This is a genomic window from Stenotrophomonas sp. SbOxS2, assembly GCF_013416715.1.
Taxonomy (GTDB): Bacteria; Pseudomonadota; Gammaproteobacteria; order Xanthomonadales; family Xanthomonadaceae; genus Stenotrophomonas; species Stenotrophomonas lactitubi.
In genome coordinates this window covers 82,292-94,977 of the sequence record NZ_JAAVXD010000008.1, presented here as the reverse complement: position 1 = coordinate 94,977, position 12,686 = coordinate 82,292, and the positions used below count along the sequence as shown (strand labels likewise).

Here is a 12,686-nt window from a genome sequence, read left to right as displayed (position 1 = left end):
TCAGTGCGTTGCCAACGCATCCAGCAGGGTGCGTGCGGCCAGCTTGCCCAGCGCATTGCCCGCCAGCGGGCTGTCGCCGGTCAACAGCAGGCGGTCCTGCATCACGCTGCCATCGATGCCTTCGTTGACGATCTGCACGCCCTGCTGGGCCAGGCGTTCACCGAAGAACCACGGCAGTTGACCAGGCATGTAGCCGATATCCGGTGTCTGCCGGTCCATCGCATCGGGGAACGCGCAGATCCGATGGCCGCGGAACAATGAGCCGCCATCGGCTTCATCCACGCCGGCCGCCAGCAGCGCGGCAGGGCCGTGGCAGAGGGTGATGATGTGGCGCTGATTGTCCATCGCCCACTGCAGGGTGGCCTTCACTGCGCGACTTTCCGGCAGGCCGATCAACGCACCGTGGCCACCGGGAATGAACACTGCGGCATAGTCCGAACTGGCGTCGAGCGCGGCCGCCACGTCGTCCAGGTGCAGGGGCTGGCGGAAGCGGGGTTCGTAGCGCTCGTACAGGCTGCCGATCTCGCGGTCCTCGCGTGGGAACGCCCACCATTCAAACTTCACCGGGTTGCTCGACAGCGTGGCCACGTCGATTTCGAAACCGGCCTTGTGCAGGTGGTACATCGGCAGCAGCGTCTCCACCGGATGGTTGCCGGTGGAGAACAGATGGCCGTTGGCGGTCGGCAGATAGCGTTCGTCGGCGGCGATCATCAGCACCTTCCAGCGTCCGTCACGCCGGGCATCGGGATAGTCCGCGCCGGACAGATCGGTGGTTGCCGAAGTGAACTGGGACAGCGAGTACGGCGACGGGAAAAACGCATCGCGCTCGGCCGGATCGGGGCTGGGCTGGCGGCTGGGCTCTGACGTGTTCATGTGGATCTCCTGCGGGGATGTCGGGCCAGCATAGGAGGGTGGATGCGTACACGCGATGAGGGATTTCCCGCAACCAGGATGCGAAGGAAGCGGCTTCGCCCGCGAATGCAGGCGTTACTTCGCCGGCAGCGGATGAGCCTCCATGTCCTCATGCAGAATGCGGCGAAGCTCGACGATGGCCGGTGTAGCTTCCTGCACGCTGTGACCGGACACGATCACCTTTTCCGAGACGGCATTGGGCAGGTGCGAGCTCCAGTACGGGACCAGTCCATCGTCGGTCTTTTCCAGCGGGCCTTCAGCCTGGGTGCGCGCGATGATCGAGTGGTAACGCACCTTCGGCGATATCGGCAGATCGGCCACGGCCTTGACGAAGGCATCGTCCTTGTCCAGGTTCTGGATGCTGTTCATCTGGTAGCCGTGCTTGTCGTCGTTGCGCTCGACCTTGCCGTCGTTTGCCAACGTTGCGACATCCTCCAGCACGGTCAGCGGCAGGCGCACGAATCGGCCGAGCCAGCGTCCCAGACGCGTGCCGGCAACATCGGTGCCGCGATGCGGGGTAGCGATGAACACCACCCGTGAAATTTCCGGTTCCGGCTGGAATGTCAGCACCGGTGCGCCCTTCGTACGCAGCAGTTCGCGCTGCGCCGGGGTCATCTGCGCGGTCGCCAACAGGGTATCGACCAGATGGTCGCCGGAGGAGGACACCATCAGCCGCGAAATCACGCCGCCCATGCTGTGGGCGACCACCACCATGTCGTGCGAGGCGAGCGCCTGGCCGCTCGGGTCGAAGTGCCGCAGCGTGTCGTGCAGGATCCGCCGGATCTCATCGTGGCTGAGCGCGATCGGCATGTTGGTCGGGTAGTAGAACTGCCAGATCTGGAAATCGCCGCGGATCTCATCGTCGCGCATCAGTTCGTTGGCCACGTTCACCCACGCTTCCGGGCTGCTGGCCAGGCCATGGATCATCAGCAGCACGCGGCGGTTCGGATCGTAGGGCTGCATCATGAACAGGTGCGGTTTTTCGATGCCGCCCTTGCCACCGAACAATGTACGCAGCGATTGCCGGCTGAAGTTGGAGCGGGCCAGCCACAGCGCGTAGCCGGCGGTGAAGTTCGCCGCCAGCGGCACCTGCTCGCCATGCAGTTCCACCACCGCCACCTGGTAGGGGTCGTGGATCTCCAGTTCCGGCTCGTCGTCGTGCAGCACTTCCCACAGGTTCTTTCCCGAGAAGCGCAGCAGCACAGTCATCGACGGCGACGGCATCTCGCTCCAGTCGCGCTCGGTCGCCGGTGCGGTGCCTGCAGCGGCCGCCGCCAGTCCGGTGCTGGCCGGGTCGGCCATCACCGCCACCAGCTCGGCACCGAAGCCATCGCGTCGATGCACGCTGCGCAGGGTGCCGGTGAAGGACATCGATGCAGCCGGTACCAGTTCGATCGGTTCGCGCGTGTCCGCGGCCGCGCCATCGTCGGCAGGCGCCAGCACGAAGGTCCACCGACCCAACTGGAATCGCCCGTTGTCGTTGCGCACCTGCTTGCTCGAATAGGCCTCGAACAGCAGCACGGCGGATTCCTGCACGGCCAGGTTGTAGTAGTCGCGAACCTGGGTCTGGCGGTCTTCGAAGCCACGCTGGTTGGCGGTGCGTTCGGTGAAGAACAGATACGCATAGGACTGCCGTGCGATCTGCATCCACGCATCCAGGCGTGGTTGGAAAGTCGGGTCGGGCTGGGCGGTCGCGGCCTTGCTGCGCGCCACCGACGCTGACTCGCGCTTCGGCGCCGGCATCGTCATCGCGTACTGCACCCACAGCTCGGCCAGCGACGAGCGCTTGTCCTCCTCACGGACGACGATGCTGGCCTCCATCGCTTCGATGCAGGGCAGGCCCGGCTTGGCGCAGGCGCCTTCGTCCAGGCCTGCCACGCGCAGGGTCTCCATCGTGGCCGCGCTGAGCTTGCCGCTGGTGAGGATGTCACCGCGCTTGAGCGCGATGTACTGGCCCGGTGTGACCGTGCCCACCTGCACCGATGGGCCGAACTGGCGCAGCGTCGCGCACCCGCTGAGGGTCAGCAGGGCAATGAGGACGAAGGTGGTGTGGCCGATGAAGCCGATGCCTGTTCTTGCCATGTGGACTCCCTGCGCTGGCGCCACTCTAGCGGCAGGCGTGTCAACGCGGAAGCAGGGCGCAGCTGGGTCATTGCTGGCCGATGTGCGGCTCCGGCATCGGCGTGTGACACTGGTTCGGACATCCGATGCCGGGACGGCCGATGCGATTGCTGGAAACCCGTATTCCCCCACCTCTTGTAATGCTGCTGTGCGGTCTGCTCGGTCTCGGCATCAGCCGCTGGCTGCCCGCAGCGGAATTGCCAACGCCATGGTGGGCTGCGGTGGCGGTGATGGCCGCGGGGCTGGCGATGAACCTGTTGCCCAAGTTGGCATTCCAGCGTGCGGGTACCACGGTCAATCCGATGCGGCCGGCATCATCCACGGCGCTGATCACCAGAGGTGTCTATCGCTATACGCGCAACCCCATGTATCTGGGGCAAGCCGCGTTCCTGCTCGGAGGCATGCTGTATCTGCAGAACCTCCTGGCACTCGCAGTGGTGCCGTTGTTTGTCCTGTTCATCACGCGCTTTCAGATCCATCCGGAAGAGCGCGTTCTTGGCGAGCGTTTCGGCGCCCAGTACAACGCGTTCCGGCAGCAGGTCCGGCGTTGGTTGTAGGGTCCGGATCGGCGCTTCAGTCGATCATCGGTCCGGTCACGGATGGATCTGGCAGGTCACTGAGGCCGAATAGCCCTCGTAGTCGTCAGCGGCGCCGACATGCTGGGTGTGACGGGCGTCGGTCTGCTTGATGTACGACGGTTCCTCCGTCTGGGCGGCATCGTCGACGGCGGTTACCGACCACGCTTTAGCCAGGCGCTTGTGGTCGACGTTGTTCAGGTACACGTGCAGGCTCTTGTGGACATTTGACACGCTCACATCCGCGCTGGCCACGGTTCCACCGAACAGCGCAACGGGCTTGTCCTTCGGCTCGAACACGCTACCGGGGTCGCGGCTCAGGCCGGCGGCATGGAATGCCTGCTCCACCTGCGCTTCAGTGAAGTCGGAGCCGGCCTTGCAGGCCAACAGGGCTTCCAGTGCGGCGGTGCTATTCGTGGCCGGCGCGGCGAGTGCACCGTTCGCGGTGGCCAGGCCTAGCATCAGGGCAATCAACGGCTTGTTCATTGCAGATCCTTCTGTATCGCGGAGGAGCGTGGGCGCCGGCACGAAGTCCGGGCAGACAGCCGGAAGTGTGGGGCAGGGCAGCGTTGTCGGCTAGGCCCCCATGCTGGGCTGCCAGGAGGTTCCCCGATCAAGCGCATCCAGTGCCAGTTGCGCCCAGTCGCGCACCTCTTCCAGCGGATGTTGCAGCTCAGCCTGCAAAGTCGGGATGACGGCGCTGTCGCCTGATTCGCCGAGCAGTTCCAGCAGTTTTCCGCGCGAGTAACCATCGTGCGCAGCCGCCAGGCGGGCGAGCAGGTGCGGTACCGCAATGGCCGCGGCCGGGCGAAGACCCCAGTAGGCGTCTTCGAAGGTTGCCGGGTCCTGATCCAGGATCTGGTCGAGCCAGCAAACAACGTCGATTCTGTCGAGATCCATGGCAGTTCCTCCCGGGCCAAGGATTACACCATCTGCACGCCAGAGGCGTCGGTTTCCACCGTGATCATTTCCACCAGCGCCCACAGGCCGGTGATCATTACGCCGATCAGAAGCCAGCCCAACAGCAGCGTGATCAGTAGTTGGCAGATCGCACGTCCGTGGTAACCGGCGTAGAAGTTGTGGGCGCCGAAAATGCCCAGGAACAGGGCGAGGAGGATGTAGATTGCCCGGTTCCTGGCGATCGGCAGGGCTTGCGATACCGGTGCCGCATAGACGGCGTCGATCGGCCGCGGAATGGCCGGCGGGGCGGTTGCATCGCAGAGCGGGCAGGTCGCCGTATCGCTGTATGCCTTGCAGTGGCATTCGGTGTTGTTCATCAACGCCACGGTGCTTCTCCCTGCCGAGGCGGCGGTTCTGGACCTGATGGGACCAACAAAAAAGCCAGATCCCAATCGACGGGAAATCTGGCTTTTCGTGCCCCGAAGGGCGGTACAAATGGTGGAGGTGGGCGGAATTGAACCGCCGTCCGAAGGCACTCCATCCCCAGCACTACATGCTTAGCTCACCGTTGAATCTCATCCCGGGACAGCACGGCGTGCAAAGCGCATCCAAGGACCAGCCTGTTGTGTTCTTGTGCCGGACTGACAGGCAGCCGCCCAGCGCGATTCCATGATAATGACTCTACGCTGCGAGCATGGACACAAGCAGTTTCGAGGCTCCGCCTAAGTCGGCAGAAGGTCACGCACCGCAGTTTTTAGGCTGCGAGGGCGACCGGAGCGTAGTTGTCGTCGTTGGCAACTAGAGTTTTGCAGCTGGATTTACGAGGAAAGCTACCCCCTCGGCATGCGCCAGGCGACTTCACAACCCCCGTCGAAACCAATGCACCCCCGGTTTCTTCAAGTCCTGCAAGGTACAAGGCCTGTTTCGTGTTGCCACGGTCAGTGCCCGCCTAACGCTGCACATGCTACGCCAAAAAGCCTGAACAGTCACCCGGCCCGCCCAGCCGTTCCCACGTCAATCCGCAACATGTTGTAGAGCTTCCGTCATAGCGGATTGCTAACGTCGCTGGCACGAATTTGCGACACACTGGCCACGACCATTCGAGCCAGCACAGAGACGGAGACGGCCGGTGACCGAAGCAATGCAACAGCGCAGCCTGCGTCAGCTGGTTGGCCCGGTAGGGGCCGATTACCAGCGGCGGGCACTGCCGCCCGGCTGGGTCTGGGCGGTGCTGGCGGTGTTGCTGGCTGGAACGTGGGCAACCGAGCTGCCGGCCACGGCGGCAGCTGCGCTGATCGCCAGTGCGGTGGTGGTGCACTGGCCGCGGCGTGGCCGCTTCCATTGGCTGGGTTGGCGGCTGCCGGCGCTGGCGGTGCTCGCCGTGCTGCTGTGGGGCCCGGATGTGCTGTCACAGTGGTTCGAACATGGCCTGGCCCTGACCCTGATGTCGCTGGCCAGCCTCAGTATCGGCGTGCACGTGTGGCAGTCGCGGCAATTGGCCCGGCAACTACAGGCCTCCGCCGATGCGCTGGATGATGCCCAGCTGCTGGCCTTGCTGCCCGTTGATGCAGCGCGGCTAGCGCAGCAGTGGCGTGCCGGCGATGATCGCCATACCCCGGAGCTGTCGGTGGTGATGCACCTGGCGGTGATGCACGCGGCGCTGTCCCCGCGCCTGCGCGGGCAGGGCCTGCTGGCGGGCTGATCAGCGTCTTGTAGAGCCGAGCCTGCGCTCGGCTGCTTCTTTGCCGAAGCCGAGCATGGCTCGGCTCCACACGAAAGCGGGCCGGCGTCCTTATGCGTCGCGGTTGCCGCGACGCATCACCCGCTGCTTCTCGATCGCCCAGTCACGATCCTTGGCGGCATCGCGCTTGTCGTGGGTCTGCTTGCCCTTGGCCAGCGCCACTTCCAGCTTGATCTTGTTCTTGCTCCAGTACATCGCGGTGGGCACGATCGTGTAGCCATCGCGCTCGACCTTGCCGACCAGCTTGTCGATCTCGCTCCGGTGCAGCAGCAGCTTGCGCTCGCGCCGGTCGTTGGCCACCACGTGGGTGGAGGCCTGGATCAGCGGGGTGATCTGCGCGCCGATCAGGAAGATCTCGCCATCCTTCACATAGGCGTAGGCGTCGACGATGTTGCCGCGGCCAGCGCGGATCGACTTCACTTCCCAGCCCTGCAGGGCCAGGCCGGCTTCGAAGCGGTCTTCGATGTGGTACTCGTGACGGGCACGCTTGTTCAACGCGATGGTCTTGTTGGCCGTCGCGCTCTTTGCTTTATCCTTGCCGGTGTTCTTGCTCATTTCCGTATTGTCTCCGATTCGGGCCCGCCCGGTCGATTGCCGAAGCGTCCTGTATTCATGCCTACTATCCGCCGCAGTGCCCTGGTCGAACATTCGGCCGCGCGCATGTTCGATCTGGTCAACGATGTCCAGGCCTATCCGCGCCGTTTCCGCTGGTGCTCCGACGCCCGCATCCTCGAGCAGGGCGAAGACCGGCTGGTCGCTCGCCTGGACCTGGGCCTGGGTTCGTTCAGTACCTGGTTCCAGACCGAAAACACCCTGCAGCGCCCGCACAGCATCGACATGCAGCTGCGCGAGGGGCCGTTCAAGCAACTGCACGGCCGCTGGGAGTTCCATGCCCTGGCTGAAGATGCCTGCAAGGTCACCCTCACCCTGGACTTCGAGCCGAGTTCACGCCTGCTGGGCCCGGCGCTGGCGATCGGCTTCCAGGGATTGGCCGATCGCATGGTCAACGATTTCGTCCGCGTCGCCGACGAGGACTGAACGATGATCGAGGTCGAGGTCGTGCTGGCCTGGCCACAACAGGTGCTGTCGCGCCGGCTGCAGCTGGAGGAAGGGGCGACCGTGGCTGATGCGGTGGCAGCGGCCGGGCTCGAAGGCAGTGCCGATTGTCCGGCCGTTGCCGTGCATGGCGTGCTGGCGCGGCCGCAGCAGCTGCTGCTGGATGGTGATCGTGTGGAGCTGCTGCGTGTCCTGCAGGCCGACCCGAAGGACAACCGCCGGCGACGTGCGCGCGGCGGATGATCCTCAAGACCCGTCCCGAAGGACGGGCAGGGTGGCTCAGCGGCCGCCCTTCTTCTTCTTGTCCTTCGGCAGATTGCGGCCGAACTGGCGCACGGTCTGCTGGGCAAGGGCCTTGTCGTTGGCCGGGAAGTAATCGCCATCCCAACGGGTGACCACATCATTTTCGAAGTACACGACGAAATTCTTCACGTCGGTACGGCCCAGGCGGTTCACGCGCTCGGTCGAGGTGTAGTCCCAGCGCTGGGCGTGGAACGGGTCCGGCACCGAGGGGGTTCCCAGCAGGGCGTTGACCTGCTGCTTGCTCTGCCCGACCTGCAGCTTGGCCACGGCATCTTCCCGGATCAGGTTGCCCTGGTAGATGGGTTGCTTGTAGATGATGCCGCACCCGGTGGTGGACAAGGCAACGGCGGCGACCAACAGGAGATTGCGCATCGGGACTGGCGGTTGGGGAAATCAATCCGATGATACACTCCCGGCGTGCCACCGCGACCCAATCCGAGGCAGCTGGCGCTAAATCGCCAATGAACGGAGACCTATGGAAACCCACGACCTGCGTAAAGTCGGCCTGAAGGTGACCCATCCGCGGATGCGGATCCTGGCGCTGCTCGAGCAGCGCAATGCCCAGCACCACATGACCGCCGAAGACATCTACCGCCAGCTGTTGGAGCATGGCGACGAGATCGGCCTGGCCACGGTGTACCGGGTGCTGACCCAGTTCGAGGCTGCCGGCCTCGTGCTCAAGCACAATTTCGAAGGCGGCCAGGCCGTCTACGAACTCGACCGCGGCGGCCACCACGACCATATGGTCGACGTGGACAGCGGCAAGATCATCGAGTTCGAAAGCACCGAGATCGAAGAGCTGCAGCGCAAGATCGCCGCCGATCACGGCTACGAGCTGGAAGAGCACTCGCTGGTGCTGTACGTGCGCAAGAAGCGCAAGTAAGCCCCGCAGCCAGCTGATTGCGACGAAACCCCGGGCATGCCCGGGGTTTTTCGTTTGTCACCGTAGATCCACGCCATGCGTGGATGGACCCAGCAGGACCTCCAGATCCACCGCCTCGGCCATCGCCCGGTTTCCCGCATCGCCCGGGTGCAGGTGATCGCCGGAGTCATAGGCAGCCGCCATCCGTGAAGGATCGGCCGGATCGCGCAGGGCGGCGTCGAGGTCGATCACCGCATCGAACGGACTATCCGTGCGCAGCCAGGCATTGAGCTGCCGGCGCTGGGCATCCTTGCCAGGGGCGTAGTAGTCGTCCAGCGGGGTGCCGGGCAGGGCACCGGCAAACGGTGTCAGGGTCGCACCGAGGATGCGCAGCCCGCGGGCATGGGCGCGTTCGGCCAGGTCGCGGTAGCCGGCCTGCAGCTCGGCCAGGGTCGGCTGCGTCTCGCCGCGGGCAAAGGCGGTGCCCGGCCAGCTGATGTCGTTGATGCCGATCAGCACGATCACACTGGCGACGCCGGGCTGATCGAGCACATCACGCTGGAAGCGACCCAAGGCCGATTCGCCCATGCCATCACGCAGCAGGCGACCGCCGGAGATGCCGGCATTGACCACCGCTACACCTTCTGGTGCCAGCCGCGTGGCGAGGTGATCGGTCCAGCGCTGGTCCTGGTCGAGGCTGGCGGTGGCGCCATCGGTGATTGAATCGCCAACCACCACCACACTGCGCGCGCTGGCCGCAGCCTCGACTTCGATGCCCGACAACAGCAGGCGGGCCGTGGTGCTGTTGGCGCCGTGCAATGCAGGCAGGCGATGCTGGTCACCCGGCGCAATCCAGCTGGTCTGCCGCCCGTCCCAATGGAAGGTCTGCAGCGGCGTGGGGTCGGGCAGGTAGACGCTGACCTGCAAGGCCTGCCGATCAGCGGTGGGAAGGGGGAGCGGATCGCTCAGGCGGTCCTGCCCCGGCGCAATCACGACCCCGGGCTGGCCGTCGAAGCGGAGCGGCTGCGGCGTGTCACCCGTATGTGCAGCCACGCTGGCAGCGCCGATCCGCAACGGTCGGGTGCCATAGGCATTGCTCAGCCGGACCCGCAGGCGCGCCCCGCCCAGGCTGAGGCGAGCGCTCTGTCGGAAGGTCTGGTCCTGCAGTTGGCCGGGGATGAGGGTGGGAAACAGGAAATCGCTGCCCCACACCGGCTGCGGGCTGGCTTGCCAGCTGGCGACCCAGTGCGGGGCAGGTGATGCGGCGGCAGCGCCGGACAGGGCAAGCAGGGCGGCGGCGGTCAGTTGGCTCAAGCGATTCATGGGAGTGACCCGGTGGCAGGGACGGCCATGGTGCGTCCGCGCTCACCTGTGAACTAGACTGCGCATGGATAATCATCTGTGAATCAAATTCATTGCCATGGCACGCACCGACATCAACCGATCCGGCGAACTGGAAGTGTTCGTGCGGGTGATCGAAACCGGCGGCTTTTCCGCTGCCGCCCGCAGCCTGGAGATGACGCCCTCGGCGGTCAGCAAGCTGGTTGCGCGCCTGGAGCAGCGGCTGGGAACGCGCTTGCTGCAGCGCTCCACCCGCCAACTACAGCTGACCCCAGAGGGGTGTGCGTTCTATGAGCGTGGCCTGCGGGTGCTGGCTGATCTGGAAGAAGCCGAACGCTGCGCCAGCGCCCACGCCGAGCCACGCGGGCGGCTGCGGGTGAATGCCAACGTGCCGTTCGGCCAGCACTTCCTGCTGCCACTGCTGCCGGAATTCCTGCAGCGGCACCCGCAGGTGGGGGTGGACCTGACCCTGACCGACGAGGTGATCGATCTGCTGGAGCAGCGTACCGACGTGGCGGTGCGGGCCGGTCCGCTGAAGAGCTCCAGTCTGGTCGCGCGCCGGCTGGGCGCAACGCGGATGATGATCGTGGCGGCACCGGCCTATGCGGCACGACACGGATTGCCGGGCAATGTCGAGGCGCTGCTGGCGCACAACCGGCTGGATATCGGCCACGCACGGTCGGTGCAGGGCTGGCCGCTGTTGCAGGATGGGCAGGAGCAGCGGGTGCTGCCCAGCGGAAATGCGCGCGCCAGCAATGGCGATGCGCTGCGTCAGCTGGTGCTGGGCGGGCTGGGCATGGCCCGGCTGGCGGCGTTCCAGGTGCAGGCCGACCTCGCGGCAGGGCGGTTGCTGCCGGTGCTGGAGGACGCCAACCCGGGCGACCTGGAAGAGGTGCACGCCGTGTTCCTGGGGCAGGGTGGTTACCTGCCGCTGCGCGTGCGCGCGTTCCTGGATTTCCTGGTGGAAACGGTGGATCTGGCGCGACCGCTGGGGTGACATGCGCCGCGCTGCCGCGCGGAAGCCGAGCATGGGCTCGGCTCTACACGTCGGTTCCGTTCGAGATTCCTGTAGAGCCGAGCCCACGCTCGGCGCCACCAGCCTCAGGCCTGCAACAGCTTGCGCGCGGCGGCGCGGGCTTCCTTGCTCACTTCCACGCCACCCAGCATGCGCGCCAGCTCTTCCTCGCGCGCCTTGGTGTCCAGCTTCTCCACCGAGCTCTGGGTCATGCCTTCCACCGGTGCCTTGCTGACCCGGTAGTGCGCGTGGCCCTTGGAGGCAACCTGCGGCAGGTGGGTCACGCATAGCACCTGACGCTTTTCGCCGAGGGCGCGCAGCTTCTGGCCGACGATGTCAGCCACCGCGCCACCGATGCCGGAATCGACTTCGTCGAACACCATGGTCGGTACCGCGTCCAGGTCGAGCGCGGCCACCTCGATGGCCAGCGAAATGCGTGACAGCTCGCCGCCGGAAGCGACCTTGCGCAGCGCACGCGGCGGCTGGCCGGCATTGGCTGCCACCAGAAACTCGACGCGCTCGGCTCCCTGCGGGTCCGGCTTGCCGTTGTCCTGCGGCTCCAGCTCGATCAGGAACTGGCCGCCGCCCATGCCCAGCTCGGCAATGATGCCGGTGGTGGTGGCCGACAGCTCGGCAGCAGCGGTGCGGCGGCTGGTGGTCAGTGCTGCGGCCTCGACGCGCCAGGCCGCTGCGGCCTTTTCAATTTCGCCGGCCAGACGCTGCAGGCGCTCGTCGGCGCCGCGCAGCTGTTCCACTTCGGCGTGCATGCGCTCACGCTGCGCACCCAGCTCATCCATCGGCACGCGGTGCTTGCGGGCCAGGTCGTGCAGGCGGCCGAGGCGGCGCTCGTTCTCCTCGAACTGGTCCGGATCGGCGTCCAGGTCGTCATGTACCCGGTCGAGCAGGGCCAGGGCTTCGTGCAGCTGGATGGAGGCGCTGTCGATCAAGGCATCGACATCGCCCAGGCGCGGGTCATGTTCGGCCACCCGGGCCAGTTCATGCCGCACCTGCTGCAGCAGATCGAGCGCCGAGTGGCCTTCGTCACCGTTGAGCTGGTCCGTAGCTGTCTGGCAGGCGCTCAGCAGGGCGCTGGCATGCGCCTGGCGGCGATGGCTGGCGCCGAGCGCAGTAATCGACTCCGGTTCCAGATCTTCACGATCCAGTTCGCGCAGCTGGTGCTCGAGGAAGCCGATGCGGTCACTCACATCTCCCTGTTGCGACAGTGCCAGGGATTCATCGACCAGCGCCTGCCAGGTGGCGGCAGCACGGCGCACCTGGCGGCGTTCGCTTTCGTTGCGGGCATAGGCGTCCAGCAGGGCCAACTGCGACGGACGCGTCAGCAGGGCCTGCTGCTCGTGCTGGCCATGGATCTCCACCAGCAGGCCAGCCAGGTCGGCCAGCTGCGCCAGGGTGACCGGGCGGCCGTTGATCCACGAGCGTGAGCCGCCGTCGGCGCGGATCACGCGGCGCAGCTGGCATTGGTCGTCGTCGTCCAGTTCGTTGCTGGCCAGCCACTGGCGGGCGGCCTGCAGCTGGTCCAGCGCGAACTCGGCCGACAGTTCGGCCCGGGCCGCGCCATGGCGCACCACGCCGCTGTCGGCGCGCAGGCCGGACAGGAAGCCCAGGGCGTCGACCATCAGCGACTTGCCCGCGCCGGTCTCGCCTGAAACCACGGTCATGCCCGGCCCGAACTCCAGTTCGGTGGCGCGGACGACGGCGAAATCCTTGATTGAAAGATGTCTGAGCATGGGTAAGGGGGTGTCTGCAGCCGCGCAACGCTAGCACGCGCGGCGGGGTCGTCCAATGACTTGCCAAGGGGATGCGCCGCCATTATCTAATGTCCCTGTCTCACAGGTTGAT

Annotated in this window: 15 protein-coding genes and 1 other RNA gene; 6 read left to right on the top strand and 10 right to left on the bottom strand. The window is 65.8% G+C overall.

Annotated elements, in window-relative coordinates; translation table 11 throughout:
- Complete coding sequence (hchA, locus tag HFK18_RS19345; protein ID WP_180167530.1) at positions 1 to 873, bottom strand: glyoxalase III HchA; 873 nt, start codon at positions 871 to 873, stop codon at positions 1 to 3.
- A gap of 114 nt (positions 874 to 987) precedes the next feature.
- Positions 988 to 2,994, bottom strand: a complete 2,007-nt coding sequence (locus HFK18_RS19340) for an alpha/beta hydrolase (RefSeq protein WP_180167529.1) — start codon at positions 2,992 to 2,994, stop codon at positions 988 to 990.
- A gap of 140 nt (positions 2,995 to 3,134) precedes the next feature.
- Between HFK18_RS19340 and HFK18_RS19335 the strand changes: the two genes are divergently transcribed.
- Positions 3,135 to 3,590, top strand: coding sequence for an isoprenylcysteine carboxylmethyltransferase family protein (locus tag HFK18_RS19335; RefSeq protein ID WP_180167528.1), 456 nt, complete (start codon positions 3,135 to 3,137; stop codon positions 3,588 to 3,590).
- Positions 3,591 to 3,626: 36 nt separating this feature from the next.
- Here the strand turns inward: HFK18_RS19335 and HFK18_RS19330 are convergent, their stop codons facing one another.
- The 4 genes from HFK18_RS19330 to ssrA all read right to left on the bottom strand — a co-directional run bounded on the left by HFK18_RS19330 (position 3,627) and on the right by ssrA (position 5,397).
- Positions 3,627 to 4,070, bottom strand: coding sequence for a hypothetical protein (locus HFK18_RS19330; protein ID WP_180167628.1), 444 nt, complete (start codon positions 4,068 to 4,070; stop codon positions 3,627 to 3,629).
- Positions 4,071 to 4,184: 114 nt separating this feature from the next.
- Positions 4,185 to 4,508, bottom strand: a complete 324-nt coding sequence (locus HFK18_RS19325) for a hypothetical protein (RefSeq protein ID WP_180167527.1) — start codon at positions 4,506 to 4,508, stop codon at positions 4,185 to 4,187.
- A gap of 23 nt (positions 4,509 to 4,531) precedes the next feature.
- Positions 4,532 to 4,885, bottom strand: coding sequence for a TM2 domain-containing protein (locus tag HFK18_RS19320; protein ID WP_180167526.1), 354 nt, complete (start codon positions 4,883 to 4,885; stop codon positions 4,532 to 4,534).
- Between the two features lie 119 nt (positions 4,886 to 5,004).
- Positions 5,005 to 5,397: a transfer-messenger RNA gene (gene ssrA, locus HFK18_RS19315) on the bottom strand.
- Positions 5,398 to 5,637: 240 nt separating this feature from the next.
- Between ssrA and HFK18_RS19310 the strand changes: the two genes are divergently transcribed.
- Positions 5,638 to 6,210 (top strand): hypothetical protein, encoded by a 573-nt coding sequence (locus HFK18_RS19310; RefSeq protein ID WP_180167525.1) that lies wholly within the window; start codon positions 5,638 to 5,640, stop codon positions 6,208 to 6,210.
- Between the two features lie 90 nt (positions 6,211 to 6,300).
- On the opposite strand, the gene smpB is transcribed toward HFK18_RS19310, so the two are convergent.
- Positions 6,301 to 6,804 carry an SsrA-binding protein SmpB gene (gene smpB, locus HFK18_RS19305; protein WP_025878861.1) on the bottom strand — a complete coding sequence of 168 codons (504 nt, stop codon included), beginning with the start codon at positions 6,802 to 6,804 and terminating at the stop codon, positions 6,301 to 6,303.
- A 57-nt stretch (positions 6,805 to 6,861) separates the two neighbouring features.
- Between smpB and HFK18_RS19300 the strand changes: the two genes are divergently transcribed.
- Positions 6,862 to 7,287: a type II toxin-antitoxin system RatA family toxin gene (locus tag HFK18_RS19300; protein ID WP_080149115.1), complete on the top strand. Its 426-nt coding sequence runs from the start codon at positions 6,862 to 6,864 to the stop codon at positions 7,285 to 7,287.
- A gap of 3 nt (positions 7,288 to 7,290) precedes the next feature.
- Positions 7,291 to 7,548 (top strand): RnfH family protein, encoded by a 258-nt coding sequence (locus HFK18_RS19295; RefSeq protein ID WP_180167524.1) that lies wholly within the window; start codon positions 7,291 to 7,293, stop codon positions 7,546 to 7,548.
- A 36-nt stretch (positions 7,549 to 7,584) separates the two neighbouring features.
- On the opposite strand, the gene bamE is transcribed toward HFK18_RS19295, so the two are convergent.
- On the bottom strand, positions 7,585 to 7,980 hold the full coding sequence (gene bamE, locus HFK18_RS19290; RefSeq protein ID WP_099820180.1) for an outer membrane protein assembly factor BamE: 396 nt from the start codon (positions 7,978 to 7,980) through the stop codon (positions 7,585 to 7,587).
- A gap of 103 nt (positions 7,981 to 8,083) precedes the next feature.
- On the opposite strand from bamE, the gene fur reads away from it, so the two are divergent.
- A complete protein-coding gene (gene fur / locus HFK18_RS19285; protein WP_100552275.1) occupies positions 8,084 to 8,491 on the top strand; it encodes a ferric iron uptake transcriptional regulator in 408 nt (135 codons plus the stop codon).
- Between the two features lie 57 nt (positions 8,492 to 8,548).
- On the opposite strand, the gene HFK18_RS19280 is transcribed toward fur, so the two are convergent.
- Positions 8,549 to 9,793: an SGNH/GDSL hydrolase family protein gene (locus tag HFK18_RS19280; protein WP_180167523.1), complete on the bottom strand. Its 1,245-nt coding sequence runs from the start codon at positions 9,791 to 9,793 to the stop codon at positions 8,549 to 8,551.
- Positions 9,794 to 9,890: 97 nt separating this feature from the next.
- Between HFK18_RS19280 and HFK18_RS19275 the strand changes: the two genes are divergently transcribed.
- Positions 9,891 to 10,808 carry a LysR family transcriptional regulator gene (locus HFK18_RS19275; RefSeq protein ID WP_180167522.1) on the top strand — a complete coding sequence of 306 codons (918 nt, stop codon included), beginning with the start codon at positions 9,891 to 9,893 and terminating at the stop codon, positions 10,806 to 10,808.
- A gap of 104 nt (positions 10,809 to 10,912) precedes the next feature.
- Here HFK18_RS19275 and recN read toward each other — a convergent pair whose 3' ends face one another.
- Positions 10,913 to 12,574 carry a DNA repair protein RecN gene (gene recN / locus HFK18_RS19270; protein ID WP_180167521.1) on the bottom strand — a complete coding sequence of 554 codons (1,662 nt, stop codon included), beginning with the start codon at positions 12,572 to 12,574 and terminating at the stop codon, positions 10,913 to 10,915.
- Positions 12,575 to 12,686 lie beyond the last annotated feature (112 nt).

What these genes read in the sequence shown, in the direction of transcription:
- recN (WP_180167521.1), bottom strand. Translation starts at nt 12,574, where the DNA reads ATGCTCAGACATCTTTCAATCAAGGATTTCGCCGTCGTCCGCGCCACC.
- fur (WP_100552275.1), top strand. Translation starts at nt 8,084, where the DNA reads ATGGAAACCCACGACCTGCGTAAAGTCGGCCTGAAGGTGACCCATCCG.
- HFK18_RS19280 (WP_180167523.1), bottom strand. Translation starts at nt 9,793, where the DNA reads ATGAATCGCTTGAGCCAACTGACCGCCGCCGCCCTGCTTGCCCTGTCC.
- HFK18_RS19325 (WP_180167527.1), bottom strand. Translation starts at nt 4,508, where the DNA reads ATGGATCTCGACAGAATCGACGTTGTTTGCTGGCTCGACCAGATCCTG.
- HFK18_RS19320 (WP_180167526.1), bottom strand. Translation starts at nt 4,885, where the DNA reads ATGAACAACACCGAATGCCACTGCAAGGCATACAGCGATACGGCGACC.
- HFK18_RS19340 (WP_180167529.1), bottom strand. Translation starts at nt 2,994, where the DNA reads ATGGCAAGAACAGGCATCGGCTTCATCGGCCACACCACCTTCGTCCTC.
- HFK18_RS19330 (WP_180167628.1), bottom strand. Translation starts at nt 4,070, where the DNA reads ATGCTAGGCCTGGCCACCGCGAACGGTGCACTCGCCGCGCCGGCCACG.
- smpB (WP_025878861.1), bottom strand. Translation starts at nt 6,804, where the DNA reads ATGAGCAAGAACACCGGCAAGGATAAAGCAAAGAGCGCGACGGCCAAC.
- HFK18_RS19335 (WP_180167528.1), top strand. Translation starts at nt 3,135, where the DNA reads ATGCGATTGCTGGAAACCCGTATTCCCCCACCTCTTGTAATGCTGCTG.
- bamE (WP_099820180.1), bottom strand. Translation starts at nt 7,980, where the DNA reads ATGCGCAATCTCCTGTTGGTCGCCGCCGTTGCCTTGTCCACCACCGGG.
- hchA (WP_180167530.1), bottom strand. Translation starts at nt 873, where the DNA reads ATGAACACGTCAGAGCCCAGCCGCCAGCCCAGCCCCGATCCGGCCGAG.
- HFK18_RS19300 (WP_080149115.1), top strand. Translation starts at nt 6,862, where the DNA reads ATGCCTACTATCCGCCGCAGTGCCCTGGTCGAACATTCGGCCGCGCGC.
- HFK18_RS19275 (WP_180167522.1), top strand. Translation starts at nt 9,891, where the DNA reads ATGGCACGCACCGACATCAACCGATCCGGCGAACTGGAAGTGTTCGTG.
- HFK18_RS19295 (WP_180167524.1), top strand. Translation starts at nt 7,291, where the DNA reads ATGATCGAGGTCGAGGTCGTGCTGGCCTGGCCACAACAGGTGCTGTCG.